This is a genomic window from Streptomyces sp. NBC_00569 (assembly GCF_036345255.1).
Classification (GTDB): domain Bacteria; phylum Actinomycetota; class Actinomycetes; order Streptomycetales; family Streptomycetaceae; genus Streptomyces.
On the sequence record NZ_CP107783.1, the window covers coordinates 8814493 to 8841008 of the forward strand.

Below are 26516 nucleotides of genomic sequence, written 5' to 3' on the forward strand. Positions count from 1 at the left end.
TGCCCCGGCCGAGCTGGGCGTGCCCAGGATCAGGACGCGGACGCTCCGAGTTCCTCGCGGACGGTGCGGGCCGCCGCGACGAGGTTCTCCAGGGAGGCGCGGGTCTCGGGCCAGCCGCGTGTCTTCAGGCCGCAGTCGGGGTTGACCCACAGCCGCTCGGCGGGGATCGCCTCAAGTCCCCTGCGAAGCAGGCCGGTTGCCTCTTCCGCGCTCGGTACGCGGGGCGAGTGGATGTCGTACACGCCGGGTCCGGCCTCGCGCGGGTAGCCGTGCTCTGCCAGCTCATGTGCGACCTGCATGTGGGAGCGGGCCGCCTCCAGGCTGATCACGTCGGCGTCGAGGTCGTCGATGGCCTGGACGATGTCCCCGAACTCGGCGTAGCACATGTGGGTGTGGATCTGAGTGTCCGGGCGGACGCCACTGGTGGTGAGGCGGAACGCCTCCGTCGCCCACGCGAGGTAGGCGGCGTGGTCGGCGGCGCGCAGCGGGAGCGTCTCGCGTAGCGCGGGTTCGTCGACCTGGATCACTGACGTCCCGGACGCCTCAAGGTCGTTCACCTCGTCCCGCAAGGCGAGGGCGACCTGACGGGCGGTGTCGCCAAGGGGCTGGTCGTCGCGGACGAAGGACCAGGCGAGCATGGTGACGGGCCCGGTGAGCATGCCCTTGACGGGACGGGACGTCAGCGACTGGGCGTAGGCGGTCCAGCGCACCGTCATCGGTTCGGGGCGCGAGATGTCACCGGCGAGGATCGGCGGACGGACGCAGCGGGTGCCGTAGGACTGCACCCAGCCGTGCCGCGTGGCCAGATAGCCGGTGAGCTGTTCGGCGAAGTACTGCACCATGTCGTTGCGCTCCGGCTCGCCGTGGACGAGGACGTCCAGGCCGGTCTTCTCCTGGAAGGAGATCACTTCCTGGATCTCGGCCCTGATGCGCGCCTCGTAGCCGGCCGTGTCGATGCGGTCGGCACGCAGGTCGGCGCGGGCGGCGCGCAGTTCGCCGGTCTGTGGGAACGAGCCGACGGTGGTGGTCGGCAGCAGCGGCAGGCCGAGGTGGGCACGCTGGGCGGCGGCCCGCTCGGCGTACGGCTGCGGGCGGTGACCGTCGGTGTCCGTGACGGCGGCGGCGCGGGACCGCACCGCGGGGTCGTGTGTCAGGGACGACCCTGCGCGGGAGGCGAGGTCTGCGCGGTTGGCTGACAGTTCCGCGGTGATCGCACCGGTGCCCTGGGTCAGGCCCTTGGCGAGGGTGACGACCTCGTTGGTCTTCTGGCGGGCGAAGGCGAGCCAGCGCAGGATCTGCGGGTCGACGTCCCGTTCCAGGGAGGCGTCGAGGGGGACGTGCAGCAGGGAGCAGGAGGCGGCCACGTCGACCCGGTCCGCCAGTCCCAGCAACGTGCCGAGCGTGGCGAGGGACTTCTCCATGTCGTTGACCCAGATGTTGCGACCGTTGACGACGCCCGCCACCAGGCGCTTGCCGGGCAGGCCACCGACGCCGGCGAGGGCGTCGAGGTTGGCGGCCGCGGTGTCGGTGAAGTCCAGGGCCAGACCGTCGACAGGGGCCTTGGCCAGGACCGGCAGGGCGTCGCCGAGCCGGTCGAAGTACGAGGCGACCAGCAGCTTGGACCGGTCGCTGAGGGCGCCCAGGTCGCGGTAGGCGCGGGCGGCGGCGTTCAGCTCCGCCGGTGTGCGGTCCTGGACGAGTGCGGGCTCGTCGAGCTGAACCCACTCGGCGCCCGCGGCGCGCAGGTCGGCGAGGACCTCTGCGTACACGGGAAGCAGCCGGTCGAGCAGAGTGAGCGGGTCGAAGTCGGCCGCGACGCCCGGCGCGGGCTTGGCGAGCAGCAGATACGTGACCGGGCCGACCAGGACGGGGCGGGCGGCGAGTCCCAGGGAGAGGGCCTCCTCGAGCTCGGACACCTGCTTGGTCGAGTCCGAGGAGAACACCGTGTCCGGGCCCAGCTCCGGCACCAGGTAGTGGTAGTTGGTGTCGAACCACTTCGTCATCTCCAGCGGCGCGACATCCTGCGTGCCGCGCGCCATGGCGAAGTAGCCGTCCAGGGCGTCTGTGTCGACAGCTGTGCGGTGGCGTTCGGGGATCGAACCGACCATGACGGTGGTGTCCAGGACGTGGTCGTAGTACGAGAAGTCGCCCGTGGGGACTTCCTCGATGCCGGCGCCGGCGAGTTCCTGCCAGTTCTTGCGGCGCAGGTCGGCGGCTGTGTCCCGAAGGGCGTCGGCGGAGACGCGGCCCTTCCAGTAGCCCTCGATCGCCTTCTTGAGTTCGCGATTCCGTCCCTGGCGGGGGTAGCCGTACACGGTGGCCCGTGCTCCCGCGGCTGTGGTCTTGGTGGTCACGGAGTTCTCCTTCGAGAGACGTATCCCTGAGATCCCGAAGACTCACGCGGCCAGAAGGGAGTGACAGACCGGCGGCACGACCTCGCGCGGCAAAGGCGCGGTCATCCGCTCGATATGTACGCCGACCCGCCCACGAGGTCACCGGGATGTCCGCGCACGCGTCATACGCGCACGGGCAGTTGGCAGGTCTTCGGACTCGCGGGCGCGCCTCGTGTCGTACGAGGCTCCTACTGGCCGTCGCTTCCCAGGTCCCGTTCCTCGGGCCCAGTGCGTATGACGGCGGTCGTTCCCACTCACCGCTGCGGGGCAGTCCCGGATTCCCACCGGGTTCCCTCTTGCGACGCATCCCGTCTGGCGGACGGGGCGAACCAGCTGCACCGGTCACCCTACGGGGTGCCGCTGACACACGAGCGGACCGGTCCAGGATGCGGATGGTGAGGTGAGGCACGTCGGCGGAGGGTCGGACCACGAAAGAGGGGCGGGAACCGGAATCCGGTCTGGTTCCCGCCCCGCGCTCCGACCGCCTCCGGCCCTCAATCCGGATGCGGTACCCGGGCCCCTCAGCCCTGGTGGTCGTTGACGGTGCCTTCTCGCTCGTACTCGTGGAAGCAGCGGCCTGTCTTGCGGCCCAACAGGCATGCCTCGACTATGTGTTGAAGCGTGTCGGCGGCGCGTAGAGCGGTTCCTTGAATTCCTAGTAGAGGGGTTTCGCGATGGCGGCGACGGTGTCGAGGCCGATGAGGTCCGCGAGCCACAGCCGGCCCATGGGGTGAGCGCAGCCGAGTTCCATGCCGTGGTCGACGTCGGTCGGGTTGGCGAAGCCGGACTCGGTCGCGCGGATCGCCGACAGGAGGTGTCCAGGAGGTCGGTGAAGGTGATGCGGTCCGTGGCCGTGCGCGCCTCTTCGATCGTCAACTTGCTCTTTCGCGCGGCCTTTTCGAGCGAGGTGACGATTCGGTCGCGTGCGCCCTCGGCGGCTGTGGCATCTGCTTCGCAGACGACGGTGTCGAGGTCGACCCGTGCACAGACCTCGGTACGGTACGTCGGCACGCATGGCACTTGAGACCCGCGCCGCCACTCCCCGAGGGTCCGCCGATCTCTCACAGGAGTATGCCGACCGTTGATCTACACGCACCAACTCGCCTGTGCAGGAGCCGAGTTGCAGTGAGGTGCGCGTGTGAGTCGTGAAGAGTTCGCGCACGATTCTCGGGATCCGGTCACAGGAGCGGAAAGCTCGGAGGGCTCACTCGGTGCTTCCGAACACTTCCGCACCGCGGACATCCACGAGACCGTGCCGCCGCTGCTGGCCATGGCGCTGGTCTGGGAGATGACGCTCGTCGACCTGTTCACGGGTGCCTACGCGGGTGTGCCGGGCCCGCTCCGGGTACTGCTCGTGCTCGGTGCCCCGGTCTCGGTGACCGCGGTCGGTCTGTGGGAACTGCGCCGCCTGCGCACGCACTACGGCATCGCGGTCCGGGACATGCTGATGCGGCAGCCGGGCTAGCCGGGCCGGACACCCTGCGCCGAGTGGCGCGCCGATCGGGAGCGTACGTTCGTACATTCCGGAGTGTACGATCGTACGCATGACGACGGACCACTTTGCCGACGACCCGCGGACGAACCTGGAGCGCATGCTCGCGGGTGACCTCTACATCGCCGACGATCCGGAGATCGCCCGGCGTCAACGGCGGGCGATGCGGCTGGCCGCCCACTACCAGGACGCCTTCCTCGAGGACGCCGACAAGGCCCGGCCGATCCTGGCCGACCTGCTCGAGTCCGTGGGGGAGGGCGTCGAGGTGCGGCCGCCGCTGTACGTCGACTACGGCAGCAACATCACCATCGGTGCCCGCACCTTCGTCAACTACCACCTCACCGCACTCGACGTCGCCCGGATCATCATCGGCGAGGACTGCCAGATCGGCCCCAACGTCCAACTCCTCACCCCCACCCACCCGGTGGAGCCGCAGCCCCGCCGCGACAAGCTGGAAGCCGCGCTGCCCATCACCATCGGCGACAACGTCTGGCTCGGCGGCGGGGTCATCGTGTGCCCCGGAGTGACCATCGGGGACAACTCCGTCATCGGCGCCGGAGCCGTGGTCACCAAGGGCGTCCCGGCGAACGTCGTGGCCGTCGGCAACCCCGCCCGCCCCGTCCGCACCCTTTGACCGGCGCCCCCATGGCCACCGGACGCACGGACCCGCAGCGGCGCGAGCGCATCCTCGCCGCCACCCTCGACCACATCGCCGAAGAGGGCGTCGCCGGGGTCTCCCACCGCAAGATCGCCTTACGCGCCGACGTGCCGCTCGGCTCGATGACCTACCACTTCGCCGGCATCGATGACTTGCTGCGCGAGGCCTTCACCCGGTTCGCCGACGAGATCGTGGCGGTGTTCGAGCGGCACCTGGCCGACGTCGGCACCCCCGAGCGGGCCCGCGAAGCCGTCACCGACCTCATCCACGCCCTGTCCGCAGGTTCACGTCGCGATCTCGTCCTCACCCACGAGCTCTACGCCCTCGCCGCCCGCCGCGACGAGTACCGCGAACTCACCCACGCCTGGATGGCCCGCAGCCGCGACCTCCTGGAGCGGCACTTCGACGCGGACACCGCCCGCCAGCTGGACGCGCTGATCGAGGGGTTGGTCCTGCACCGCTCCCTCGACACCGCCCCGCAGAGCCGCGAACTCACCCGGGCGGCCGTGCGGCGCATGACCTCCGGCTGATCTGCGCCCGATCCCCGGCCGACGCCCGGTGCGCGGCGGGCCCCGAGCCGCCCGTGGGGTGCGGACCTGACCCCGCACCCCACGGGCTCCCATCCGCCGGCCCGCGCACTAGTGTCTGATCGCCACCGCCAGGACACGGTGGCGTTCGACGAGGAGGGTGGCCGCGATGACACAGCAGTTCGGTGACTACCAGCACGAGATCTACTTCAACGCGCTCGGGGGCGTCGTCCCCGAGTTGCCCATGGCCTTCGCGGAACTGGAGCAGCGGGCCGGCGAGGCGCTCGCGCCGTCCGTGTGGTCGTACGTCGCGGGTGGCGCGGGCGACGAGTTCACCCAGCGCGAGAACGTCACCGCGTTCGAACAGTGGGGGCTCATACCGCGCATGTTCGTCGGAGCGAGCCGGCGGGACCTGAGCGTCGACCTCTTCGGACTGAAGCTCGACAGCCCCCTGTTCATGTGCCCCATCGGAGTGATCGGGCTCTGCGGCCAGGGCGGGCACGGGGACCTCGCGACGGCACGGGCCGCCGCGCGCACGGGAGTTCCGATGGTGGCCTCCACCTTGTCCGCGGACCCCATGGAGGACGTGGCCAAGGAGTTCGGCGACACCCCCGGCTTTTTCCAGCTCTACACGCCGACCGACCGCGACCTCGCCGAGAGCCTCGTCAGCCGCGCGGAGGCGGCCGGCTTCAAGGGGATCGTCGTCACCATGGACACCTGGGTCACCGGCTGGCGGCCCCGCGACCTGTCCACCGGCAACTTCCCCCAGCTGCGCGGCCACTGCCTCAGCAACTACACCTCCGACCCGGTCTTCCGCTCCCGGCTCCCGCAGGGCCGCGCCGATGACACGCAGGCCGTCGTCATGCAGTTCGCGAGCGTCTTCGGCAACCCCCTGACGTGGGACGACCTCCCCTGGCTGCGCTCGCTCACCAACCTTCCGCTGATCATCAAGGGGCTGTGCCACCCCGAGGACGTACGACGCGCCAAGGACGGCGGCGTCGACGGCGTCTACTGCTCGAACCACGGCGGACGGCAGGCCAACGGAGGACTCGCCGCCATCGACGCCCTGCCCGACGTGGTGGAGGCCGCCGACGGTCTGCCCGTCCTGTTCGACTCGGGCGTGCGCTCCGGAGCCGATGTGGTCAAGGCGCTCGCCCTCGGCGCGACGGCGGTCGGTATCGGCCGCCCCTATGCCTACGGACTCGCCCTCGGCGGCGTCGACGGCATCGTCCACGTACTGCGGTCCCTGCTCGCGGAGACCGACCTGATCATGGCCGTCGACGGCTACCCGACGCTCGCCGACCTCACTCCGCAGGCGCTGCATCGCCGGCGCTGACCTCGGGCGCGTGGGGCGCGGCCCGGTCCAGCTCGACGCCGAACTGGGCCCCGGCCAGCAGCGCCAGGTTCGACACCCACAGCCAGACGAGGAACACGACGCCCCCCGCCAGGGAGCCGTAGAGCTTGCTGTAGGTGCCGAGCTGCGAGGCGTAGAACGTGAAGCCGGCCGACGCCACGAGCCAGATCAGCGCGGCCAGCAGACCACCCGGCAGGCCGTGCCGCCACCCTCGGGCGGCGGGCGGCCCCGAGCGGAACAGGACCAGGACGAGCAGCGCCACCAGGCACAGCAGGGCAGGCCACTTGAGGAAGTTCCAGGCCGCGGCGACCGTGTCGCCGAGCCCGAGCCAGTGCCCGAGGGACCGGGCGAGGGATCCGCTGAGCACGAGGACGAGCGCGCTGGCCACGAGGAGCGCGAGCAGGGTGCAGGCGGTCAGCAGGATGCGGTGGGCCTTGCGCCACACGGGCCGGGTGTCGCGGACGCCGTGCAGCGTGTGCAGGGCCCGGCGGAACACCGCCGAGTAGCTCGACGCCGACCACAGGGCACTGACGGCGCCGGCGACCGTCACGGTGAGCGCCGCGGAACGCTCGTGTGCCATGTGGCGCAGTGTCCCGTGCAGGGCGGTGCCCGACTCGGCGGGCGCCCAGGCCGTCACATGCGCGATCAGGGCGTCCGTCGTCGCCGGGCTGACCAGACCGATGAGCGAGACGGTCACGAGCATGGCGGGCAGGAGGGCGAGGATCGCGTAGTACGTCAACGCCGCGGCCCAGTCCGACACGTCGTCGTTCCACATCGACACCGGCGTGCGACGCAGCGCCGCCCACAGCCGGGGCCAGGACATCGACGTGTCGCCCGGCGCAGGACTGTGGCCGTGGTCGTCGTCGCCTTCGGCGCCGGAGGAGGCGGACGTGGCGGGGGAGGGGACGGTTCGGGTGACCTGGGCCGTCGGCCGGGTTCCCAAGGCGTGCTCGTCTCGGTCGGAGGGGCCCGACGGCCCCGGCGGGGGTGCCGGCGCGCGCGGGACATGGCCCGCGATCATCTCATCGCCGTCTCCGCAGCCTGCCGGGGAGTCGCGGATCAGGGGCGTACGGGGAGGTTCAGCGTGGTCCAGTCGGCGAGGACGCGTGCGCAGTCGGCGACCGTCTCGCGCCATGCCCTGGCCGCGCCGTCGCCCGCCTCGTCGCTGACGTGCTTGACGATGCGCAGCGGAACACCGGCCTGCTGGGCGGCGGACGCGAGAGCGTAGCCCTCCATGTCGACGAGCGGGGCGTGCGCGGCCAGGCGGGCGCGGGCCGCCTCGTCGGAGATGAAGGAGTCGCCGGTGGCGAGGACGGGCCCGCCGTGGTCGGGGAGGTCGATCGGCGCACCGTAGATCTCGCCCGTCAGGGAGGCGAGCACGGCGTTGTCCAGGTCGTGCTGGATCACGGAGCCGATGACGTGGGTGCCCGTCCAGCCGGGGCGCAGTGCACCCGCCGTACCCAGGTTCACGACGCCCGAGGGGTGCGGGCCGCGGGCCAGGACGGTGGCCAGCGCGGTCGCCGCGTTGACCTTGCCCATGCCGGTGAGCAGGACGGGGAGGTCCGTGTCGAGGAACTGCGCCTCTTCCTTCACGGCCAGCACGAGCAGGGGACGGCCGGCGGTGATCTCACCTATGAGTTCCATGCGGCAACGGTAGCGGCGAGGCGGTCGCCGGCCCGCAGCCGGGGCAGGAAACGTCCGGTCAGCGGCTGCGGACCGCGCCGCGCGCCACGGGGGTCAGGAGCATCCCGATGGTGAGTCCGACGGCGAGATAGACGGCGGCCGTGCCCACCTTCGTCACGAGGGGCACCGACGTGGTGAAGGGCAGCAGCACCATGACAAGCGTCGCCAGCGTGACGATCCAGGAGAAGAAGCGCCCGGGCTGCGGTGTGCCCAGGCACAGGAGGTGAAGAAGCAGCGTCGCGGCGAGGGCCGCAACGGCGGCGCCGCCCGCGAGCAGGCCGGTGGACGCGTCCCCCATCGCGCCGTCGCGCTCCGGTGCGAACACGGCGACGCCGAGGACACCGCGGACGAGGAGCACACCGGCCACGGCGGTCAGTGCGGCGACGAGCGCGGTCATCAGGCCGCCGGACCAGATCTTGCGGGCGTCGACGCGTGACGGCGGGGGCGGAGGCGGTGCGCTGTCGGCGTACGGCCCGTACGCGGGGTAGGTGGGGTGTGCCGGGTCGGGCCCGTAGAGCTGGTGCGGATCCTGCCCGTAGCCGGGTTCCTGGCCGTAGGGCGTATGCGGTGTCTCCATGAGGAATCTCCCCCTCCGTCCGGATGCCTGGCTCAAGCCAACACAGGAGCGGTGGCGCGGCGCGAGCGGGCGTGGGCCGAATGGACGGGCAGGAGGAGTCGTGGGTCAGTCGCGGCCGGGGGCCGGGGCGCCTGCGCGGGGTGTGAGGCCGAGCAGGCGCAGATACATCGCCGTCAGGTCGGCGACCGCGCGGTCCCGGGAGGCCGGGTCGGCGGCCACGGTCCGGGCGAAGCCGGCGACCATGCCGGCCGCGGCGGTGGCCACGGACTCCGGCGAACCGGCCGGCTCGGCCAGGCCCTGGCGCACCAGACGGGCGATGTAGCGCGCGGTGCGTCCGCGGGGCCGGTCGTTGATCTCGTCGCGGAGCACGCGCATCGCCGGATCGGTGAGCGACTGGTGTTCGAGCACGGTCATGAAGGCGAGGTTGTCCACGTAGGCGTCCAGGAACGCCGCGTTGGTCCGTTCGGCGAGCAGGTACGGGTCCTCGGCCTCGGGGTCCGCCGCTTCCTGTGCCGCGAGGAACCGGTCGCGCAGATCGGCGGCGAGCACGGCGAAGACCTCCTGCTTGGAGGCGAAGTAGACGTAGAAGGTGGCGCGGCCCACGTCGGCCTCGGCCGTGATGTCGGCGATCGTCGTGCGCGCGTAGCCCCGCTGTTCGAAGACCGTGCGGGCCGCGGTGAGCAGCCGGGCGCGCGTGGCGCTGTCCTGGCGGTCCAGCTTGTCGCGCACGGTCCAGGAGTTTCTCGCGATCGGCATGGCCCCAGCTTATTGACGTTGACGACGGCGTCAACGCAGACTGGGCACGCCATCGACGTTGACACCGGCGTCAACGTCAATGGCGCGTCGGCAGGTCCGGCACGTCCGGAACCGTCATGTACGGCCCGAGGCCGTCACGTACAGAAGGCCCGCGGCACGGGCCCGTGGAGGGGACGTCCGATGACAGGTGTGCTGATCGCCAACCGGGGCGAGATCGCGGTCCGGATCCACCGCGCGGCGTCGGCGCTCGGCCTGCGGACCGTGGCCGTGCACTCCGCGGACGACCGCTCGGCGGCCCATGTGCGGCTCGCCGACGAGGCCCACCTGCTCAAGGGCGAAGGCGTGGCCGCCTATCTCGACGTGCGCCAGATCGTCGGGATCGCCGGGCGCGCGGGATGCGATCTGGTCCATCCCGGCTACGGGTTCCTCAGCGAGAACGCCGACTTCGCGAAGGCGTGCGCCGAGGCGGGGCTGACCTTCGTGGGACCCACCCCGGAACTGCTCGCCCTCTTCGGCGACAAGGCGAGCTCACGGGCGCTCGCCGTCCGGCACGGCGTCCCCGTCCTCGCGGCGACCGGCGCCCCGACCTCGCTCGCGCAGGCCACGGAGTTCCTCGCCGGCGTGCGTGACGGCGTGATGGTGAAGGCGGTCGCCGGGGGAGGCGGGCGCGGCATGCGCGCCGTGCACGACGCGGCGGACCTCCTCTGGGCCTACGAACGCTGCCGCTCCGAGGCGGAGCGCGCCTTCGGCAACGGCGACGTCTACGTCGAGCAACTGCTGCCCCGCGCCAAGCACATCGAGATCCAGGTCGTCGGGGACGGCACCGGACAGGTGACCCACCTGTGGGACCGGGAGTGCTCGGTCCAGCGCCGCAACCAGAAGCTGATCGAGGTCGCGCCCAGCCCGTGGCTCCCCGCGCGCACGCGTGACGTGCTGATCGAGGCCGCGGTCACGATGGCTTCCGCGACGCGGTATCTCGGGCTCGGGACCTTCGAGTTCCTCGTCGACGCGGACGACCCGGACGCCTCCTACTTCATCGAGACCAACCCGCGCCTCCAGGTCGAGCACACCATCACCGAGGAACTCACCGGCGTAGACCTGGTGGCCACCCAACTGCGCCTCGCCCAGGGCAGGTCCCTCGCCGAACTCGGCCTCCTCCAGGAGGACGTCCCGCGGCCGCGCGGCTTCGCGATCCAGACCCGCGTCAACCTCGAAGAGCTGTCCGCGGACGGCACGGCCCACGCCTCGCAGGGCACGCTGACCGCCTTCGAGGCGCCCGGCGGCCCCGGCGTGCGCGTGGACACCCACGGCCGCGCGGGCCTGGAGATCAAGGGCTCGTACGACTCCCTCGTCGCCAAGGTGATCACTCGCACGGTCCGGGGCGACTTCGCCGACGCGGCCGGGAAGGCGGCCGCAGCGCTCGGCGAGTTCACGCTCTCCGGAGTGCCGTCGAACCTGCCGCTCCTGCGCGCCGTCCTGCGCCACGAGGCCTTCCGGGACGGCACCGTGACGACCGCCTTCGTCAACGAACACCTCGACAAGCTCGTACCGGGAGCCGCGCCTTCCCAGGAGGGTCACGGCTCGGTCCTCACCGCGCTCTCCGCGGGCAGTGTCGTCGACGTCTGTGTGGAGCCGGGCGCCGAGGTGGCGGCCGGCGCGCCACTCGTCGTGCTCGAGGCGATGAAGATGGAACACGTCCTGACGGCGCCGCGCGGGGGAGTGGTGCGCGAGGTCCGCGCGAGCGTCGGGGACGTCGTCCCGGCCAGCGCCGAACTCGTCGTCTTCGCACCGTCGGAGGGCGAGGAGAGCGTCGACGAGGCGACGGCCGAGGCCGATCTCGATATCATCAGGCCCGACCTCGCCGAGGTCGTCGAGCGCCATCGCGTCACTCTCGACGAGGCGAGGCCGCAGGCCGTCGAGCGCCGCAGGCGCACCGGCCACCGCACCGCACGCGAGAACCTCGCCGACCTCTGCGACCCGGGCACCTTCACCGAGTACGGCGCGCTGGCGATCGCCGCGCAGCGCCGGCGCCGGACCCTCGACGACCTGATCGCCGGCACACCGGCCGACGGCATCGTCACCGGCGTCGCCCAGGTCAACGGCGCCCTGTTCGGCGACCGGCGCAGCCAGTGCGCCGTCCTCGCCTACGACTACACGGTTCTCGCCGGCACGCAGGGGATGCTCAACCACAAGAAGACCGACCGCATGCTCGAACTCGCCGAGCGGCAGCAGATCCCGGTCGTGCTCTTCGCCGAGGGCGGCGGCGGACGCCCCGGCGACACCGACATGATGGCGGTCGCCGGACTCGACGTCCCCACGTTCGCCACCCTCGCCCGCCTCAGCGGGCAGGTGCCGACGATCGGCATCGTCGCCGGGCGCTGCTTCGCCGGCAACGCCGCGCTCCTCGGCTGCTGCGACGTCGTCATCGCGACCGCCGACGCCACCGTCGGCATGAGCGGCCCCGCGATGATCGAGGCGGGCGGCCTCGGGCAGTTCCTGCCCGAGGAGGTCGGACCGATGCCGGTCCAGGTCCCGAACGGCGTCGTCGACATCCTGGTCGACGACGAGGCCGAGGCCGTGGCCGTCGCCAAGAAGTACCTCTCGTACTTCCAGGGCGACCTGAGCGACTGGGACTGCGCGGACCAGCGCCTCCTGCGGCACGTCGTCCCGGAGAACCGGCTGCGCGCGTACGACGTCCGGGAGGCGGTCACCCTCCTCGCCGACACCGGCTCGGTCCTGGAACTGCGCCGTGCGTTCGGCGTCGGCGTCATCACCGCACTCGTACGGGTCGAGGGGCGGCCGATGGGCCTGGTCGCCAACAACCCGCAGCATCTCGGCGGCGCCATCGACAGCGACGCCGCCGACAAGATGGCCCGCTTCCTGCAACTCTGCGACGCCCACGGACTGCCCGTGATCACCCTGTGCGACACCCCGGGTTTCATGGTCGGGCCGGACGCCGAGAAGACCGCGACCGTACGGCACTTCAGCCGGCTCTTCGTCGCGGGAGCCCACCTCGGCGTGCCGGTCTTCTCCGCCGTCCTGCGCAAGGGCTACGGCCTCGGCGCGATGGCGATGACCGGCGGCGGCTTCCGCGCGCCCACGGCGATGGTCTCCTGGCCCACCGGTGAGATCGGTCCGATGGGCCTCGAAGGCGCAGTCCGCCTCGGTTACCGCCGCGAACTCGAAGCCATCGCCGACCCGCAGGAGCGCCGGGCCATGTACGAGGCGCTCCTCGCGGAGCAGTACGAGCGGGGCAAGGCGCTCAACGCGGGGACGACCTTCGAGGTCGACGACGTGATCGACCCGGCCGAGACCCGCCGCTGGATCAGCGCGACGTTCGCCCAGCACCCCACGCATCCGCACCCGCCCGAGGGGCACACCCGCCGTCGTTTCGTCGACACGTGGTGACGCCCGTGGGGTGAAGGTCCAGGTAGGTCAGGTCGGGACAACAACCGAGGAGCCGCATGAAGATCGAGGAGTACCTGGAGGATCTGCGCGCCCGTCAGGCCCGGGTCCGCCCGCACGGCACACCGTCCGACGTCGTGTACCCGCTCGGCGAGATCTCCGTGCCGGACCACGTCGCGCACTGGGCGCGGCTGCGTCCCGACCGGGCCGCGGTCGTCTTCGAGGGCCGCACCGTCACCTACCGCGAGCTGGACGAGCTGAGCCGCCGTGTGGCGGGTCGCCTCGCCTCCGAGGGGGTCGGCGCGGGCGACCGGGTCGCCGTCCACCTGCCCAACTGCCCCCAGTTCCTGATCGCCTTCCTGGCCGTGCTGCGGCTCGGCGCGGTGCACGTGCCGGTCAACCCGATGTTCCAGGGCGCCGAACTCGCCTACGAACTCGAGGACTGCGGCGCCGAGACCGTCATCACCCGCGACACCTCGCTCCCGCTGCTGGCTTCCGTACGCCGACAGACCGCGGTGCGACGGGTGTTCGTCACCTCGCTCACCGAGATGGCCCTGGCCGCGACCGCACCGGACGGTGTGGCGATCGAGGGGCTCGCGGTCCACACCTGGGCGCAGGCCGTGGCGCACGAGCCCGTCGACGGTGGCCCGGCCGACCTCGACGCCCTGGCCGCGCTGAACTACACCGGCGGCACGTCAGGCCTCCCCAAGGGCTGCATGCACACCCAGCGGCACATGATCTACACCATCGCCACCAGCGCCGCGGCCACCCGCCAGACGGCCGACGGCGAGGTGGTGGTCCTGTGCTACATCCCGGTCTTCTGGATCGCGGGCGAGGATCTGGGCATCCTCAACCCCCTGATGCTGGGCGGCACTTCGGTGCTCATGCCCCGCTGGGACCCGGCCCGCGTCCTGCGGGCGATCGACACGCACAAGGTCACCACGATGGTCGGCACCGTGGAGAACTATCTCGAACTGCTCGACCGGCCGGACTTCGCCTCGTACGACCTGAGTTCGCTCGTCGACCCGCTCTGCACCTCGTTCATCCGCAAGCTCGACGTCGGCGTCCGGCGGCGCTGGGAGGCCGCCGCGGGCAGCCACTCCGTCCTGCGCGAGGCCGCGTACGGCATGACCGAGACGCACACGATCGACGTGACGCCCTACGGGTTCCAGGGCGATGACCAGGATCTGCACGCCGAACCCGTCTTCTGCGGACTGCCCATGCCCGGTACGGACATCGCCGTGGTGTCGCCCGTCACCGGTGAACCGCTGCCGCTCGGCGAGGCGGGCGAGATCGTCGTGCGCAGCCCCTCGGTGACGACCGGCTACTGGAACAAGCCCGACGCCACGGCGCGGCAGCTGCGTGACGGCTGGCTGCACACGGGGGACAACGGCCGTATCAACGACGACGGCTGTCTTCACTATCTCGGCCGCGACAAGGACCTCATCAAGGTGAAGGGCATGAGTGTCTTCCCCGCGGAGGTCGAGATGCTGCTGTGCCGTCACCCCGACGTGCACACGGCCGCCGTCGTCCCGGCCGACGACCCGTCGAAGGGCCAGGTCCCCGTGGCTTTCGTGACGCTCCGTCAAAAGGGCGCGGTGGGCGCCTCGGCGCTGCGTGACTGGGCGCGCGAGAGCATGGCGGCCTACAAGGTTCCCCTGGTCGAGATAGTCGACGAGATGCCGATGACGACGACCATGAAGATCCGGAAGGTGGACCTGACGGCCCGCGCGCAGCAGCTCGCCGACGACCGCTGAAGGCCGTGCCGGCGCGCCTCAGGTCTTGGGCATGAGCGTGTGCAGCAGGTCGACGCACTGCCGGAGGTCCGGCTCGGGCGAGGCGTGGTCGCCGGCGGTGCCCAGTGACCACTGTTCCAGCGCGGTGCGGGTCACGGCGAGCGCGATGCCGGTGAGCAGGCGGGGCCGGGGGTCGGCCGGAGCGGCGGCCATCCGTTCGGCCACCGCCTCCCTCACCTGTTCCTCGAAGGCGTCGAACCGCGCGTGGAGCGCCGCCCGCAGTTCGGGATGCCGCTCGGCGATCCGGAAGGTGGTCTGGACGAGTTCGCGGTCGGGCACGACATCGTCGGTGATGTGCGCGGACAGGACGTCGAGCAGTTCGGTGAGCGTCGCCCGGGGCGCCGGGTCGCCGTGCGCGAGGCGCCGGCGGAGCGCGTCCGGCAGCGGGGGCGGGCCGATGGTGAGCGCCGACTCCTTGCTCGGGAAGTAGTTGAAGAACGTGCGCTGCGAGATCCCGGCGGCGGCACTGATCATGTCGACCGTCACCCCGGCCAGGCCGTGCCCCTCGACGAGCCGTACCGCGGCGGCGTGGATCGCGTGCTCGGTCTCGCGGCGGCGCCTCGCGCGAAGGCCCTCGCCTGCTGCGGACGTACGGACCGGACTGGGCATGGCGACAGTCTCGCAGGTCGCACGAGGCGCCCGCGCAGGGCCCCGGAGGCCGTCGAACGCCCCGGGTCAGAAGTAGCCCTTCTCGCCGTCGAGGAGCTCACGGATCGCGTCGAGGTGACCGGCGTGCCGGGCGGTCTCCTCGATCATGTGCAGGAGGATCCACCGCAGACTCGCCGACCCGGCACGGAAGTCGGGGTGCCGGCCCGCCTGGTCGAGGGAGTTCGTGGCGGTGATCTCGTTCGACCGGGCGTACTGGCGCGCGTACTCGCCGAGCAGCTGCTCGAGGGGGACGTCGTCGACGAGCATGTCGGCGTCCTCGGGCCCGTCGTCGAACTGGGGCCCCTCGGCCGCGCCGCCCATCAGCATGACCTCGAACCAGCAGTGCTCGACCCACCGCAGATGCGACACGACCCCTGCCACGGTCATGGCGGGGGACGCGGGGAGTACGGAGCGATGGGCGTCCTTCTCGGAAACGCCCTCGCACTTCCACTCGACGACGGCGCGCTGCATGTCCAGCCAGGCGAGCAACTGCGTTCGCTCGTCGGCGTCGTAGGGAGGGCGTATGCGAGGAGGAGTCATGGGTGGGGAGGCTACTGGCCGGGTCTCTCCCGCCGCGCGGCAATTTCCTGCGGGTGGCGTCGCGCGGCCTTACGCCGCGGAGCGTGGCGCGCGTTCTTTGGCGGCCGGGACCGAGGCGGGGCGCGGCTCGGGGCGGGGCACGGGGCGGGCCTCGGGGCGGGGCTCGGGACGAAGCTGCGGCCGTGGTGGGGCCGGCGGCGCGAAGGCCGGTGGAACGGTCGTGGGGGCGGCGGCCGGGGCCGCCGCGGATATCGGCAGGCGTACCCGCCGCGGGGCGGATATGACGTGGCAGTGCGGGGCGCCGAGCCGCTCGCCCAGCCGGCGTACGTCCCTCGGCAGGTCGCGCCGCCAGGCCATGGCGACCACGGGCGCGAGCAGTGTCAGCGCGCCGGTCAGGCGGCACTGCACCGTGAGGCGCAGGAGGGTGCCGCGGGGGCGCGGGGAGAGCGTGAACGAGTACATCGGTGTCTGGGCGCCGAGGGCGTTCCACATCCGGTCGCCGCGGAAGACGAGGTGCTCGCCCGGGACGTACGCCACGCACTGGAGCACCTGGTCCCGGTGGCGCCCGGGAAAGCGGTACACATGGGCCACGCCGGGACCTGCGGGCTCTGCGCTCTCGGCGACGGTGTCGACTCCCGAGAACCAGAGTGGGAGATTCCGTGCGTCGGAAAGGAAGTCGTACACCTCGGTGACGGATCGGCCTATGTGGACGTCAACGGAAATCTCTGGCATCACGCACCTCCCCGACGCCCGTCCGGTCGTCGGCGCGGTGCCGACGGGTACGCACCCCACGGGCTCTACATTCCAAACGTGCGTGCGGATCGGCTCCACGACATCTCGGAGTAGGCCGAACGGGTGACATGGCAGGCACGTACGGTGGTCGCCTGCCCGGAACGCCGCCTGCCATGCGGCTCGCGGCGGCCGGGGGTGTGAGGGAGGTGCGCGGGAGGTGTGAGGAAGGCGCGGCCGGGCCGTCACCGATCGTGGGACCCGGCACCGAACATGTTGAACGTTCGTTAAAGCTACGCTTTGTGTGTCCGCCGCAGCTCGGCCTTCAGGACCTTCCCCGCGGCCGAGGTCGGCAGCGCCTCGAGGAACCGCACCTCGCGCACCCGCTGGTACGGCGCGACGCGGGCGGACACATGCGCCATCAGCTCCTGTGCGAGAGCCGGGCCGGGGGCCGGCGAGGCATCCGGACGCGTCACGACGTACGCCGCCGGTATCTCGCCCGCCTCGGCCGCGGGAACACCGATCACCGAGACCTGCGCGACCGCGGGATGGCCGCTGAGGATCTCCTCCAGCTGGCCCGGATAGACGTTGTAACCCTTGTAGATGAGCATGTCCTTGGCGCGGCCCACGATGTAGACGTGGCCGCGCTCGTCGCACCGTGCCAGGTCGCCGGTGCGCAGCCAGCCGTCGACGAACTGCTCTGCCGTCAGCTCCGGGTGGCCGTGGTAGCCGGCGGTGATCTGCGGGCCGCGGGCCCACAGCTCGCCCGTCTCGCCGTCGGGCACGCGACGTCCCGTCTCCACGAGGTCGCGGATCTCGATCTCGGTGTCGAAGACGGGCAGGCCGACCGACCCGATCGGGACCGGGTCGTCGGGGTCGACGATCCCCGAGGTGACGCCCATGGTGGCCTCGGTCAGCCCGTAGCCCTCCACGACGCACGCGCGGGGGAACAGCGTCCGCAGGGCCCGCAGCGTCGTCGTATCGATAGGCGCGGCGCCGGAGTTGACCACGCGGACCGCGGAGAGCGCGCGGCCTTGTGCGGCGGGGGCGGCGAGCAGGGCGTGGAAGAGCGCGGGGGATCCAGCGATCTGGGTGGCTCCGAACTTCTCGGCCAGCTCCAGGAACCGCTCGGGGTCGAAACGGCCGGCGAGGACACTCGTCAGTCCGGCGAGTACGCCGATCGACTGGCCGACCAGCCCCATCGCGTGGAAGAACGGCGCGACGGCGATCGAGACGCCCTGTCCGGGCTGGTTCGTGTACTCGGTGGCCGCCTCGGCCACCGGGTCGAGGAAGATGCCCCCGTCGGGGTCCACCGCGGGCACGGCGGCCGCGCGCCAGCAGGTGAACTGGAGGCAGTTCGCCACGACATGACGGTGCAGCACCTGGACCGCCTTCGAGCGCCCTGTCGTGCCGCCCGTGAAGGACAGGTGGGCGACCGCGTCGGGCGGGACGTGGGGGCCGGGCTCCGGGTCGCCCGCGAGCAGCTCGGCGAGCGGCACCGTGCCGTCCAAGGGTGCCGGATCGCCGGGCGCGACGGCCGACGGCGGTACGACGGCGACCAGTTCGAGTCCGTCGGTGCCGGCGGCGAGGAGCGCCGGGGCCGTGGCCGGGTGCGTCACGGCCGCCCGGACCTCCGCCTCGTCCAGCTGAGCGCGCAGAGCCGCCGGGGGAAGGGTGGGGTTGAGGGGCGCCACGACGGCCCCGGCCAGCAGGATCCCGTAGTAGGTGACCGGGAACCAGAGGGAGTTGGGCTGGTGCAGTGCCACCGCGTCGCCCTCGGCGATGCCGCGCTGGCGCAGCCCCCGTGCGAAGCGGAGCGCCTGTTCGTGGAGTTCCGCGTAGGTCAGCGTGTCGTCGCCGTCGCGCAGGGCGACCCGGTCGGGATATCTCCTGGCCGAGCCGGCGAGGATGTCCCCGACGGATGCCTCAGGGTAGGAGAGGCGGGCCGGCATGCCCTTCGGACGGCGACGGATCACGCGGCAACTCCCTTGTCGACGGGTGCGACGGGCGGGCAGTCAGAACATTCGTTAAGCTACGGTCCCCGTCGGCGCGTGTCCAGACGTCTGCAGCAGGGCCCGGTTGGGCGTCATCGAAGCGGTGCCCTCCGCGCACAGCCTGCCCGCCGTGTCCTCGACGGCCGCCCGCACCAGTGTCCGCAGGCGGCCCGGCTTGATCACCGTCCCGACCACCTTGTACGTGGCGCCCGCCCGGACCGGGCGCAGGTACTCGACGTTCAGGCTCATCGTCAGGAACGGCGTCAGGGGTTCGCTCCCGGACATCACGGTGGCGCCGCACGCCTCGTCGAGCGTGGTCGCGACGAAGCCGCCGTGCACGACACCGCCCCGGTTGAGGAGGGACTCCCCGGGGGTCCAGGCCATCTCCACCCGCCCCTTGTCGACCTGGGTGATGCTCAGGCCGAACTGCGTGTAGGGGACGTGCGGCGCGTGCGCCAGTTCCTCGGCGAGCGTGCGGATGCGGTCCAGGCCGGTGCCGGCGCCCCAGGCGAAGTCGGGCATGTGGAGTGGATTCCTTCCGGGTGTGCTGCGGGACAGGTGGGGTCAGGTGGCTGCGGGCCGGTGGCGGATCAGTGCCTCCTGGAGTACCGAGGCGACCAACTGGCCGTCCTGCGACCAGAGTTCACCGCGTGACATCGCGTGGCCGTCGGACAGGTTCGTGGTGTGCTGGGCGTACAGCAGCCAGGCGTCGGCGCGCGCGGGGCGGTGGAACCACATGGCGTGGTCCAGCGACGCCAGCATCACCCTCGACCGGCGGCCGCTCCGCGCGCCGTGCGGTTCCCAGGGCAGCGCGGCCGTGGGGGAGATCGTCAGGTCCGACAGGTACGCGAGCGCGGCGGTGTGCAGCAGCGGCTCGTCGGGCAGCGGCCGCGCCGCCCGCAGCCAGCAGCGCCGCCGCGACATGCCGTCGGCCCGCGCGGCCAGCTCGTCGGCGTCCGCCTCCACGAGCCGCAGGTCGACGGCGCGGGGGATGACGGATTCTCGGTAGCGCTCCGGGTGCTCCCGCGCCATCACCTCGTACGGGGCTTCGCAGTCGTCCGGCGACGGTGCGCCGGGCATCTCCGGCTGATGGTCGAGCGCGCTCTCGGGCTTCTTGAAGGAAGCGGACAGGCTGAGCACCGTCATGCCGTCCTGGCGCGCGGCCACCTGCCGGGCCGCGTAGGAAGCCCCGTCCCGCAGCCGCTCCACCTCGTACGCGACGGAGGCTTCCGGCGCGACCGAACGCAGGAAGTAGGCGTGCAGGGAGTGCGGTTGCCGCCCGCCGTCGACCGTGCGCCCCGCCGCGAGCAGCGCCTGCGCGAGCGTGACCCCGCCGAAGGCCCGCGGAGGCCGGCCCATGTGGGGCATGCCGGTGAAGGCGCTGTCGCCCGACGCCTCGAGACCCAGTAGCTCGCCGAGGGGAAGCAGGTCCGCGCGGTCGGACGTGGCATCCGGCTGCGCCACGGCGAGTTGGTTGTATTGAGCACCCATGGTCGGCATGCTGCCAGCCCCGGGGGCCTCCGTGGCTGTGACGGTGCTCACGCGGCCCGCAGCCGTGCCGCCCCGGATCGGACGGCGGAGGCGTCTGCACTGGTCATTTACCCTGTGACCGGCCGGTTCGCGGCATGTGCCAGTACACTCGGCGACGTCCCGCTACGACTGTTCGACCGTTCGTTCAGTGCGCACGGCGCCGGGGCGGAAGCAGGAGATCGGAGAGCTGTGTCCACGCGACCCGCAGGCCACAAGGCCATCGTCGAGGCTGCCCGGCAGGAGTTCTCCGAGCGGGGCTACGGCGCGACCTCGATCCGCGACATCGCCCAGCGCGCCGGGGTGAGCCTGTCCGCCCTGTACTACTACTACAAGGGCAAGCAGGACCTGCTGGTCGCCATCCTCGACGACGGTCTCGACGCCTACTTCGGCGCGTGCGACACGGCGTTGGAGGCGGCGGGTGACGACCCCGCCGAGCAGCTGGAGGCGCTCGTCGCGGCGACCGTCCGGTTCCGTACCGGCCACCCCGTGAAGAGCAGCATCGTGCTGACCGAGGGGCGCAGCCTGGAGCCCGAGCACCTGGCGCGCTACCGGAAGAACGAGGCGCGCGGCACCCAGCAGTTCCGCGAGGTCATCGAGGGCGGTGTGGCGCAGGGCATCTTCCTCACCCCGTATCCGGACGACGCCCGGCGCGCGGTCATCGCGATGTGCAACGCCATCGCGGAGTGGTACCAGGCGGAAGGCCCGGTGTCCGTGGACGAGCTGGTGGAGCGGTACGTGGCCCTGGCGCTGACGGTGGTCGAGTACCGGCCCCGTGCGGTGCGGCGCCCCGCGCGCGCCTGACACCGGGCCGCGACGGCGTCAGCCGGCGGGAGCGGCCGTCATGTGCGGCGATCCGTCGTCGTCCAGGAACTCGATCACCGCGAAAGCGATGAGCGCGCACAGGGCGATCCACACGATGACGACGCCCGTCGGACGGTCCCACACCAGCATGATCACGGCCGACACCGCGACGACCGTCCAGTTCAGCCATGACTTCGCCCGGTGCACCCACGCGCCCACCGGGCCGCCGGTGAGGCCCGCCGCGTCGCGCACCGCGCCGATGCCGCCGCGCCACATGGACATGACCCGGGTCGCCGCCCGACCCTCGCCGGTCAGCCACGCGGCGAGCGCCACCAGGACGCCGACGGTGATCACCATGCGTACCGTCGTCCGCAGGAACCGTACGAGCGCGTCGTAGACGGCGCCGGCGGCCGGCTGCGACACCTCGGAGGGCAGCCCGTCGAGATAGATCGCGCGGAACGCCCACAGGCCGATGCCGAGGATCGCGGCGCCCACGGCGATGGCGATCCCCACCGCCACCAGGGCGCGCCGCTTGCGGACGGCCAGGAGGACGGCCACGGCCGCGAGGACCAGGGTGAGGATCGGCAGCCAGACCCCCATGAGCTGGAGCAGCCGGAAGCCCTTCTTGATCTTTCCGATGGAGTCGGACGTCACGATCGTGAAGTCGGTGTGCACATCGGGGATCTTCGAGGCGACCCCGAGGCCACGGTCGACGAGCCGCTGCTTCGCCTCCGCGATGACGGGAGCCAGGTCGATCGTCACCGTGTCGTTCGTGAGCTTGACGGCGCCGCCGCCGCTCCCGGTCAGTGCCTTGTCGACCGCCGTGTGCACACGCCGGTTGAGGCCGGTCCACAGCTTCTCGAACGCGTCGCTCGAGACGAACTTCTGGACGGTGTCGTGCACGAAGCCGCTGAGTCCACTGGTGAGCGGGCCGCTCAGTTTCCCCAGTGCCTTTTCGAGTCTCGGCCGGTCGGCGGGTGCCACGTCGCTGAGGAGCGTCTTGAGATCGATGTTCTCCATGACGACGTTCGTGACACGGTTCGTGACGGCCGCCTGGACATCGGGGTCGGAAGCGAGCGGCTTCATCGTCGCCACGTAGCGATCGGTGTCGCCGACGATGTCGCTGGCCCATGTCGCGACGGCGCTGAGCGGCGTCAGGATCGCCACGATGACGATCAGGAGGCCCGCGAAGAACGAGCGCAGATGGTGCCGGGGCCGGGGCCGCGCCGGCCCACCGGACTCCAGCTGGGCGACCCGGGCGCGCAGCTCGGCGATCTCGTCGCTCGACGGGGGACGGTCCTCACGGTCCGGTGTCATGTATTCATGGGATGCCATGCGGGGGTGGAGGGCGCGTTGGGTTAGTGCGTACGGGCGGCCGTCGCACCCCGTCACCACCGTCACGGGGTGACGATCGGGAAGTCCGGAGCGTTGTCGTCGAGGAGCGAGAGCAGGGTGTCGAGGACGCCCAGATCGCCCGAATGATAGACGCCGTGAAGACTCTTTCCGGCCAGCAGGGCCAGGAGTTGGGGCTTCGTGAGGGTGAGGGAGAGATCCGCGTTGTCGGCGGGCCGGGTCGTGCGGGTGTGGACCAGGACACCGTTGTGCAGCGTCATGCGGTACATCTCGCCCAGGTCCGACAGGTGCCAGTGCAGGGTGAGCGAGTGCTCCCACGCCCGGGGCCCGTCGAGCCGGACCGCGAGTGAGTCGAAGAGCTGCTCGACGTTCAGCGCGGCGGACATGTCGCCGCCTCCGATGCTGGTCCTCCCGATGTCGCCGCGCAGCTCCTGGGCGCCGGTGAGGTAGCAGTTGCGCCAGGTCGCGTTCTCCGCGCCGTGAGCCAGCCGCTCGAAGGCCTGCCCGAGCAGCTCCTTGGCGTCGGCGCTGTCCGGCGCGGCGAACACGGCGTGCCTCAGGAGCTGGGCGGCGAACCGCAGATCGCCCTCCTCCAGGTATGTACGCGCTTTGCCGAGCACCGCGTCGAGCCCGCCCATGCAGTCGACGTAGCGCTCGGCGGTCTCGGTGGGCGGGTGCTCCCACAGGGAGGCGGGGTGGCCGTCGTACCAGCCCATGTAACGCTGGTAGATGGCCTTCACGTTGTGGCTGACGGAGCCGTAGTAGCCGCGCGCGTGCCAGGCGGCGGAGAGCGGGGGCGGCAGCTCGATCAGCTCGGCGATCTCCGTCCCCGTGCAGCCCTGGTTGAGCAGCCGCAGCGTCTGGTCGTGCAGGTACGCGTACAGGTCGCGCTGCTCGGCGAGGAAGGACCTGATCCGGTCCGAGCCCCAGGTCGGCCAGTGGTGCGAGGCGAACAGGACGTCCGCGTCGTGGCCGAAGAGTTCGATGGCCTCGTTGAGGTGGCGGGCCCAGATCCGGGCGTCGCGGACCACGGCGCCGCGCAGGGTCTGGATGTTGTGCAGGTTGTGCGTGGCGTTCTCGGCCATGCACAGGGCGCGCCGCTGGGGCAGCAGGAAGTTCATCTCCGCCGGCGCCTCGGTGCCGGGCGTCATCTGGAAGCGGAACACGACGCCGTCGAGGGTGAGTTCCTGTCCCGTGTGCCGGACCTCGACGGTGGGCGCCACGAGCCCCGCGGTGCCGGTGGACGCGGTGAATCCGAGGCCCATGCCGACGAGGCCCCCGGGGCCCCGCTCCAGGTTGGCCCCCGTGTAGTAGGTGCCGCGGCGCAGCATCGCCGTGCCCGCGTACACGTTCTCCGCGACGGCGTGTTCCATGAAGCCCTGGGGAGCGACGACGGGAACGCCGTCGTCGGGTCCGATGACGCCGAGCACGCCGCCGAAGTGGTCGAGGTGGGAGTGGGTGAACACGACGGCGGCGACCGGCCGTTCACCGCGCTGCGACCGGTACAGGTCCAGGGCGGCGGCCGCCGTCTCGGCGGAGGCGAGCGGGTCGACGACCACGACACCGTGGTCGCCCTCGATCAGCGTCATGTTGGAGAGGTCGAACCCGCGTGCCTGGAAGACGCCCTCCGTTACCTCGAACAGACCGGCCCGCGCGCAGAGTTGGGACTGCCGCCACAGGTTCGGGTGCGCCGTGTCGGGACAGTCCTCGTCGAGGAACGCTGTGTCGTCGAAGTTCCACACGACGCGCCCGTCCTCGGCCGTGACCGTCGAGGACAGCGGCGGGGAGACGAGGCCCCGGTCCGCCTCCTCGAAGTCGGACCGGTCGGCGAAGTCGGGGGAGGAGGCGGGGGTGTCGGAGGTGGTCACGTGAGTCTCCCAGGGGTGTGTGTCGGCGCCGCGCTTCGGTGCCGTACGCGCGCAGGAACAGCGCCTCCGCCCGCCCGTTCCGGCGTCCTTCGTGCTCGGTGAGGGGGAACGGCGGGGTCGTCCAGGCCGCGTCGTCGACCGGGAGCCGCACGTCGTAGGGGCAGTACAGGAGCGCGGTCGGCGCGCCGGGCTGCGCGGGCCGGTGCCCCATGGCGGCGTGGCTGCTGTCCGGGGTCTCGGCGAGATGGGCGTCGCGCAGACCCGCCTCGCCGAACGCGTCCGCGACCCACCCCCACCGCGCGGCCTTGCGGCCCTCCTCGGGCGGGTAGTGGCCGCGGGTCGGCGAGGGACGGGACGGCGAGGAGCCGGCTCGGGCCGGCCTTCGCCCGGCGCGTCAACTCTGCGATGCGGGCAGCCAGTTCGTTGTCGGGGGAGGGCATGCTTCATCGCCTCACCGTGTCGTCGGTCTTGAGGCCGTCGATCTTGTCCTGGATCTTCGCCAGCTTGTCGGGGCAGTAGACGCCCAGGACGATCGCCTCGGCCTCCACGGCCCGTCGGTCGGAGATGACGGGCCGCTGCCCGGGGCCGCCCGCGCCGTTGGACAGATTGATCTTCCACAGGCCCGACTTGAGGGCGGACCCGGGATCGCGGCAGACGTTGCCGCCGTCGGTGCCGAGCGTGCGCACGATGCCACCGGTGTCGGGTCTGGAGTACCCGGCCGCCACCAGCTCGTCCGCGAGCTGGTGGGCCTTCTTGTGGGCGTCGTCGGTCGTCCTCACGCTGTTGTACTGGACGAGTCCGACGACCACGAGGGCCAGTAGCAGGAGGATCGCGCAGACGTAGATCCACCGGTGCTCGGAGGCGAACCTGGTGGGGCTCACGCGGCCCTCGCCTCCTCGGCCGCCGACGCGGGGTTGCGCCAACTCGGCTTGCGGAACCTGAGGAAGAGCCCGGGGATCACCAGACCGAGGATGACGAGCCCGCCGCCGATCAGCCCGATGTACATCCACACGCTGTTTCCGCCGAACTGCGAGGACGGCACGAACCCGATGGCCAGCGCGGCGAGCGAGGCGACCAGGCCGACGCCGCACATCAGTGTCAGAGCCGGTGCGCGGTAGCCGCGCGGGTGGTCGGGCTGGGTCCTGCGCAGCCGGATCGCGGCGGCGAACATCAGCAGGTAGACGATCAGGTACACCTGCGTGGTGATCACCGAGAAGATCCAGTACGCGCTGGAGACGTTCGGGATCAGCGCGTACATCAGAGCGATGGCCGTCGTCACGATTCCCTGGGTGACGAGGATGTTCTGCTGGATGCCGTTCTTGTTGAGCTTCTGCAGGAACGGTGGCAGATAGCCCTCCTCGCGGGAGATCATCAGCAGGCCCTTGGACGGCCCGGCGAGCCAGGTGAGCATCCCGCCGAGCGCGGCGGCGACCAGCATGACGGCCGCGACCGGGGTGAGCCAGCCGACGTGGAAGTACGAGAAGAAGGCGTGGAAGGCCTGCATCACGCCCGCGGTGAGGCTGAGCCGGTCGGACGGCACGACCCAGCTGATCGCGAGCGCGGGCAGGATGAAGATCAGCAGTACGAGCCCCGTCGCGAGGAACATCGACTTCGGGTACTCCTTGGCCGGGTTCTTCAGCGAGGAGACGTGGACCGCGTTCATCTCCATGCCGGAGTAGCTCAGGAAGTTGTTGACGATCAGCACCAGGCTGGCGAGGCCCGTCCACTGCGGGAAGAGGTGCGCGGCCCCCATCGGGGCGGCCGATCCGTTGCCCTGGCCGAGGAAGACGAGGCCGAGGACGACGAGGATCGTGCCCGGGATCAGCGTGCCGACGACCAGTCCCCAGGACGACAGCCCGGCCACGGCCTTCGTGCCGCGCGAGGAGACCCAGACCCCGGTCCAGTACAGGACCATGATGACGATGGCCGTGTAGAGACCGCTGGAGGCGAGCGAGGGGTCGATGACGTACGCGATGGTGCTGGCCACATACGCGAGCAGACTCGGGTAGTAGAAGATCGTCATGGCGAACTGGCACCAGATGGCCAGGAACCCGAGTGGCTTCGACAGGCCCTCACTGACCCACCGGTAGACACCGCCGTTCCACCCCGACGCCAGCTCCGCCGAGACCAGGGCGGTCGGCAGCAGGAACACGATCGCCGGCACGAGGTAGAGAAAGACGCAGGCCAGGCCGTACACGGCCATGGTCGGAGCGGCCCGCAGACTTGCCACGGACGAGGTCGTCATCAGCGCCAGCGTCAGCCACTTCATGGCGGGCGCCACGACCGGGGGCGCCGTCTTCGCCCGCGGTACGGGTTCGTCGGACGGCACGTCCATGGTGGTCATACGGGCCCTCCCGGGGCGCGTCTGCGGGCCCCGGCGCCACCGGTGCCCGCGTCGCTCGGACGACGCCA

At 71.4% G+C, this 26516-nt stretch carries 22 protein-coding genes, 1 pseudogene and 1 riboswitch; of the genes and pseudogenes, 7 read left to right on the forward strand and 16 right to left on the reverse strand.

Annotated elements, in window-relative coordinates:
• Positions 1-29: 29 nt before the first annotated feature.
• Positions 30-2354, reverse strand: a complete 2325-nt coding sequence (metE, locus tag OHO83_RS39810) for a 5-methyltetrahydropteroyltriglutamate--homocysteine S-methyltransferase (RefSeq protein ID WP_330280595.1) — start codon at positions 2352-2354, stop codon at positions 30-32.
• Positions 2355-2518: 164 nt separating this feature from the next.
• A riboswitch (cobalamin riboswitch) is annotated at positions 2519-2742 on the reverse strand.
• Between the two features lie 172 nt (positions 2743-2914).
• Positions 2915-3210 (reverse strand): annotated as a pseudogene (locus tag OHO83_RS47125) (3-hydroxyacyl-CoA dehydrogenase family protein); the annotation flags it as partial.
• A 321-nt stretch (positions 3211-3531) separates the two neighbouring features.
• On the opposite strand from OHO83_RS47125, the gene OHO83_RS39820 reads away from it, so the two are divergent.
• The 4 genes from OHO83_RS39820 to OHO83_RS39835 all read left to right on the forward strand — a co-directional run bounded on the left by OHO83_RS39820 (position 3532) and on the right by OHO83_RS39835 (position 6406).
• On the forward strand, positions 3532-3858 hold the full coding sequence (locus tag OHO83_RS39820) for a hypothetical protein (RefSeq protein ID WP_330280596.1): 327 nt from the start codon (positions 3532-3534) through the stop codon (positions 3856-3858).
• Positions 3859-3937: 79 nt separating this feature from the next.
• Entirely contained in the window at positions 3938-4519 is a 582-nt protein-coding gene (locus tag OHO83_RS39825; RefSeq protein WP_330280597.1) for a sugar O-acetyltransferase, read from the forward strand.
• An 11-nt stretch (positions 4520-4530) separates the two neighbouring features.
• Positions 4531-5073 (forward strand): TetR/AcrR family transcriptional regulator, encoded by a 543-nt coding sequence (locus tag OHO83_RS39830; protein ID WP_330280598.1) that lies wholly within the window; start codon positions 4531-4533, stop codon positions 5071-5073.
• A 166-nt stretch (positions 5074-5239) separates the two neighbouring features.
• Positions 5240-6406, forward strand: a complete 1167-nt coding sequence (locus OHO83_RS39835) for an alpha-hydroxy-acid oxidizing protein (RefSeq protein ID WP_330280599.1) — start codon at positions 5240-5242, stop codon at positions 6404-6406.
• Here OHO83_RS39835 and OHO83_RS39840 read toward each other — a convergent pair.
• From OHO83_RS39840 to OHO83_RS39855, 4 genes are all read right to left on the reverse strand, one after another.
• Positions 6375-7247, reverse strand: coding sequence for a YihY/virulence factor BrkB family protein (locus tag OHO83_RS39840; RefSeq protein ID WP_266676115.1), 873 nt, complete (start codon positions 7245-7247; stop codon positions 6375-6377). The two genes, OHO83_RS39835 and OHO83_RS39840, sit on opposite strands and share 32 nt — an antisense overlap.
• 236 nt (positions 7248-7483) lie before the next feature.
• A complete protein-coding gene (locus OHO83_RS39845) occupies positions 7484-8068 on the reverse strand; it encodes a nucleosidase (RefSeq protein WP_330280600.1) in 585 nt (194 codons plus the stop codon).
• A 58-nt stretch (positions 8069-8126) separates the two neighbouring features.
• Positions 8127-8684 (reverse strand): DUF6069 family protein, encoded by a 558-nt coding sequence (locus OHO83_RS39850; RefSeq protein WP_266666951.1) that lies wholly within the window; start codon positions 8682-8684, stop codon positions 8127-8129.
• 105 nt (positions 8685-8789) lie between these two features.
• Positions 8790-9440, reverse strand: a complete 651-nt coding sequence (locus tag OHO83_RS39855) for a TetR/AcrR family transcriptional regulator (RefSeq protein WP_330280601.1) — start codon at positions 9438-9440, stop codon at positions 8790-8792.
• Positions 9441-9620: 180 nt separating this feature from the next.
• On the opposite strand from OHO83_RS39855, the gene OHO83_RS39860 reads away from it, so the two are divergent.
• Both OHO83_RS39860 and OHO83_RS39865 read left to right on the forward strand, forming a co-directional pair.
• The gene (locus OHO83_RS39860) at positions 9621-12848 is read left to right on the forward strand and encodes a carboxyl transferase domain-containing protein (protein ID WP_330280602.1); all 3228 of its coding nucleotides are present in this window, start codon (positions 9621-9623) and stop codon (positions 12846-12848) included.
• Positions 12849-12904: 56 nt separating this feature from the next.
• A complete protein-coding gene (locus tag OHO83_RS39865) occupies positions 12905-14602 on the forward strand; it encodes an AMP-binding protein (protein ID WP_330280603.1) in 1698 nt (565 codons plus the stop codon).
• A gap of 18 nt (positions 14603-14620) precedes the next feature.
• On the opposite strand, the gene OHO83_RS39870 is transcribed toward OHO83_RS39865, so the two are convergent.
• The 6 genes from OHO83_RS39870 to OHO83_RS39895 form a co-directional block, all read right to left on the reverse strand.
• The gene (locus tag OHO83_RS39870) at positions 14621-15250 is read right to left on the reverse strand and encodes a TetR family transcriptional regulator (RefSeq protein WP_266666941.1); all 630 of its coding nucleotides are present in this window, start codon (positions 15248-15250) and stop codon (positions 14621-14623) included.
• A gap of 66 nt (positions 15251-15316) precedes the next feature.
• Positions 15317-15829: a DinB family protein gene (locus OHO83_RS39875; protein ID WP_330280604.1), complete on the reverse strand. Its 513-nt coding sequence runs from the start codon at positions 15827-15829 to the stop codon at positions 15317-15319.
• Positions 15830-15898: 69 nt separating this feature from the next.
• Positions 15899-16561, reverse strand: coding sequence for an SRPBCC family protein (locus OHO83_RS39880; protein ID WP_330280605.1), 663 nt, complete (start codon positions 16559-16561; stop codon positions 15899-15901).
• A 290-nt stretch (positions 16562-16851) separates the two neighbouring features.
• Positions 16852-18534 (reverse strand): class I adenylate-forming enzyme family protein, encoded by a 1683-nt coding sequence (locus OHO83_RS39885; RefSeq protein ID WP_330280606.1) that lies wholly within the window; start codon positions 18532-18534, stop codon positions 16852-16854.
• Between the two features lie 51 nt (positions 18535-18585).
• Positions 18586-19074: a PaaI family thioesterase gene (locus tag OHO83_RS39890; RefSeq protein WP_266666933.1), complete on the reverse strand. Its 489-nt coding sequence runs from the start codon at positions 19072-19074 to the stop codon at positions 18586-18588.
• 42 nt (positions 19075-19116) lie between these two features.
• Positions 19117-20043 carry an acyl-CoA thioesterase gene (locus OHO83_RS39895; protein ID WP_330280607.1) on the reverse strand — a complete coding sequence of 309 codons (927 nt, stop codon included), beginning with the start codon at positions 20041-20043 and terminating at the stop codon, positions 19117-19119.
• Between the two features lie 228 nt (positions 20044-20271).
• Here OHO83_RS39895 and OHO83_RS39900 point away from each other — a divergent pair, with 228 nt between their 5' ends.
• Positions 20272-20883 (forward strand): TetR/AcrR family transcriptional regulator, encoded by a 612-nt coding sequence (locus tag OHO83_RS39900; RefSeq protein WP_266666929.1) that lies wholly within the window; start codon positions 20272-20274, stop codon positions 20881-20883.
• Positions 20884-20901: 18 nt separating this feature from the next.
• Here the strand turns inward: OHO83_RS39900 and OHO83_RS39905 are convergent, their stop codons facing one another.
• The 4 genes from OHO83_RS39905 to OHO83_RS39920 all read right to left on the reverse strand — a co-directional run bounded on the left by OHO83_RS39905 (position 20902) and on the right by OHO83_RS39920 (position 26448).
• Entirely contained in the window at positions 20902-22200 is a 1299-nt protein-coding gene (locus tag OHO83_RS39905; protein WP_266666927.1) for a hypothetical protein, read from the reverse strand.
• A gap of 80 nt (positions 22201-22280) precedes the next feature.
• On the reverse strand, positions 22281-24104 hold the full coding sequence (locus tag OHO83_RS39910) for an alkyl/aryl-sulfatase (protein WP_329436548.1): 1824 nt from the start codon (positions 24102-24104) through the stop codon (positions 22281-22283).
• Between the two features lie 443 nt (positions 24105-24547).
• The gene (locus OHO83_RS39915; RefSeq protein WP_266666922.1) at positions 24548-24985 is read right to left on the reverse strand and encodes a hypothetical protein; all 438 of its coding nucleotides are present in this window, start codon (positions 24983-24985) and stop codon (positions 24548-24550) included.
• Positions 24982-26448, reverse strand: a complete 1467-nt coding sequence (locus OHO83_RS39920) for an APC family permease (protein WP_330280608.1) — start codon at positions 26446-26448, stop codon at positions 24982-24984. The genes OHO83_RS39915 and OHO83_RS39920 overlap by 4 nt, the downstream gene beginning before the upstream one ends.
• Positions 26449-26516: the final 68 nt, after the last annotated feature.

Excerpts from the sequence above, each read along its gene's own strand:
- OHO83_RS39825 (WP_330280597.1), top strand. The coding sequence starts at position 3,938 with ATGACGACGGACCACTTTGCCGACGACCCGCGGACGAACCTGGAGCGC.
- OHO83_RS39840 (WP_266676115.1), bottom strand. The coding sequence starts at position 7,247 with ATGTCCTGGCCCCGGCTGTGGGCGGCGCTGCGTCGCACGCCGGTGTCG.
- OHO83_RS39860 (WP_330280602.1), top strand. The coding sequence starts at position 9,621 with ATGACAGGTGTGCTGATCGCCAACCGGGGCGAGATCGCGGTCCGGATC.
- OHO83_RS39830 (WP_330280598.1), top strand. The coding sequence starts at position 4,531 with ATGGCCACCGGACGCACGGACCCGCAGCGGCGCGAGCGCATCCTCGCC.
- OHO83_RS39855 (WP_330280601.1), bottom strand. The coding sequence starts at position 9,440 with ATGCCGATCGCGAGAAACTCCTGGACCGTGCGCGACAAGCTGGACCGC.
- OHO83_RS39920 (WP_330280608.1), bottom strand. The coding sequence starts at position 26,448 with ATGACCACCATGGACGTGCCGTCCGACGAACCCGTACCGCGGGCGAAG.
- OHO83_RS39870 (WP_266666941.1), bottom strand. The coding sequence starts at position 15,250 with ATGCCCAGTCCGGTCCGTACGTCCGCAGCAGGCGAGGGCCTTCGCGCG.
- OHO83_RS39850 (WP_266666951.1), bottom strand. The coding sequence starts at position 8,684 with ATGGAGACACCGCATACGCCCTACGGCCAGGAACCCGGCTACGGGCAG.
- OHO83_RS39880 (WP_330280605.1), bottom strand. The coding sequence starts at position 16,561 with ATGCCAGAGATTTCCGTTGACGTCCACATAGGCCGATCCGTCACCGAG.
- OHO83_RS39890 (WP_266666933.1), bottom strand. The coding sequence starts at position 19,074 with ATGCCCGACTTCGCCTGGGGCGCCGGCACCGGCCTGGACCGCATCCGC.
- OHO83_RS39845 (WP_330280600.1), bottom strand. The coding sequence starts at position 8,068 with ATGGAACTCATAGGTGAGATCACCGCCGGCCGTCCCCTGCTCGTGCTG.
- OHO83_RS39865 (WP_330280603.1), top strand. The coding sequence starts at position 12,905 with ATGAAGATCGAGGAGTACCTGGAGGATCTGCGCGCCCGTCAGGCCCGG.
- OHO83_RS39875 (WP_330280604.1), bottom strand. The coding sequence starts at position 15,829 with ATGACTCCTCCTCGCATACGCCCTCCCTACGACGCCGACGAGCGAACG.
- OHO83_RS39905 (WP_266666927.1), bottom strand. The coding sequence starts at position 22,200 with ATGACACCGGACCGTGAGGACCGTCCCCCGTCGAGCGACGAGATCGCC.
- OHO83_RS39895 (WP_330280607.1), bottom strand. The coding sequence starts at position 20,043 with ATGGGTGCTCAATACAACCAACTCGCCGTGGCGCAGCCGGATGCCACG.
- OHO83_RS39835 (WP_330280599.1), top strand. The coding sequence starts at position 5,240 with ATGACACAGCAGTTCGGTGACTACCAGCACGAGATCTACTTCAACGCG.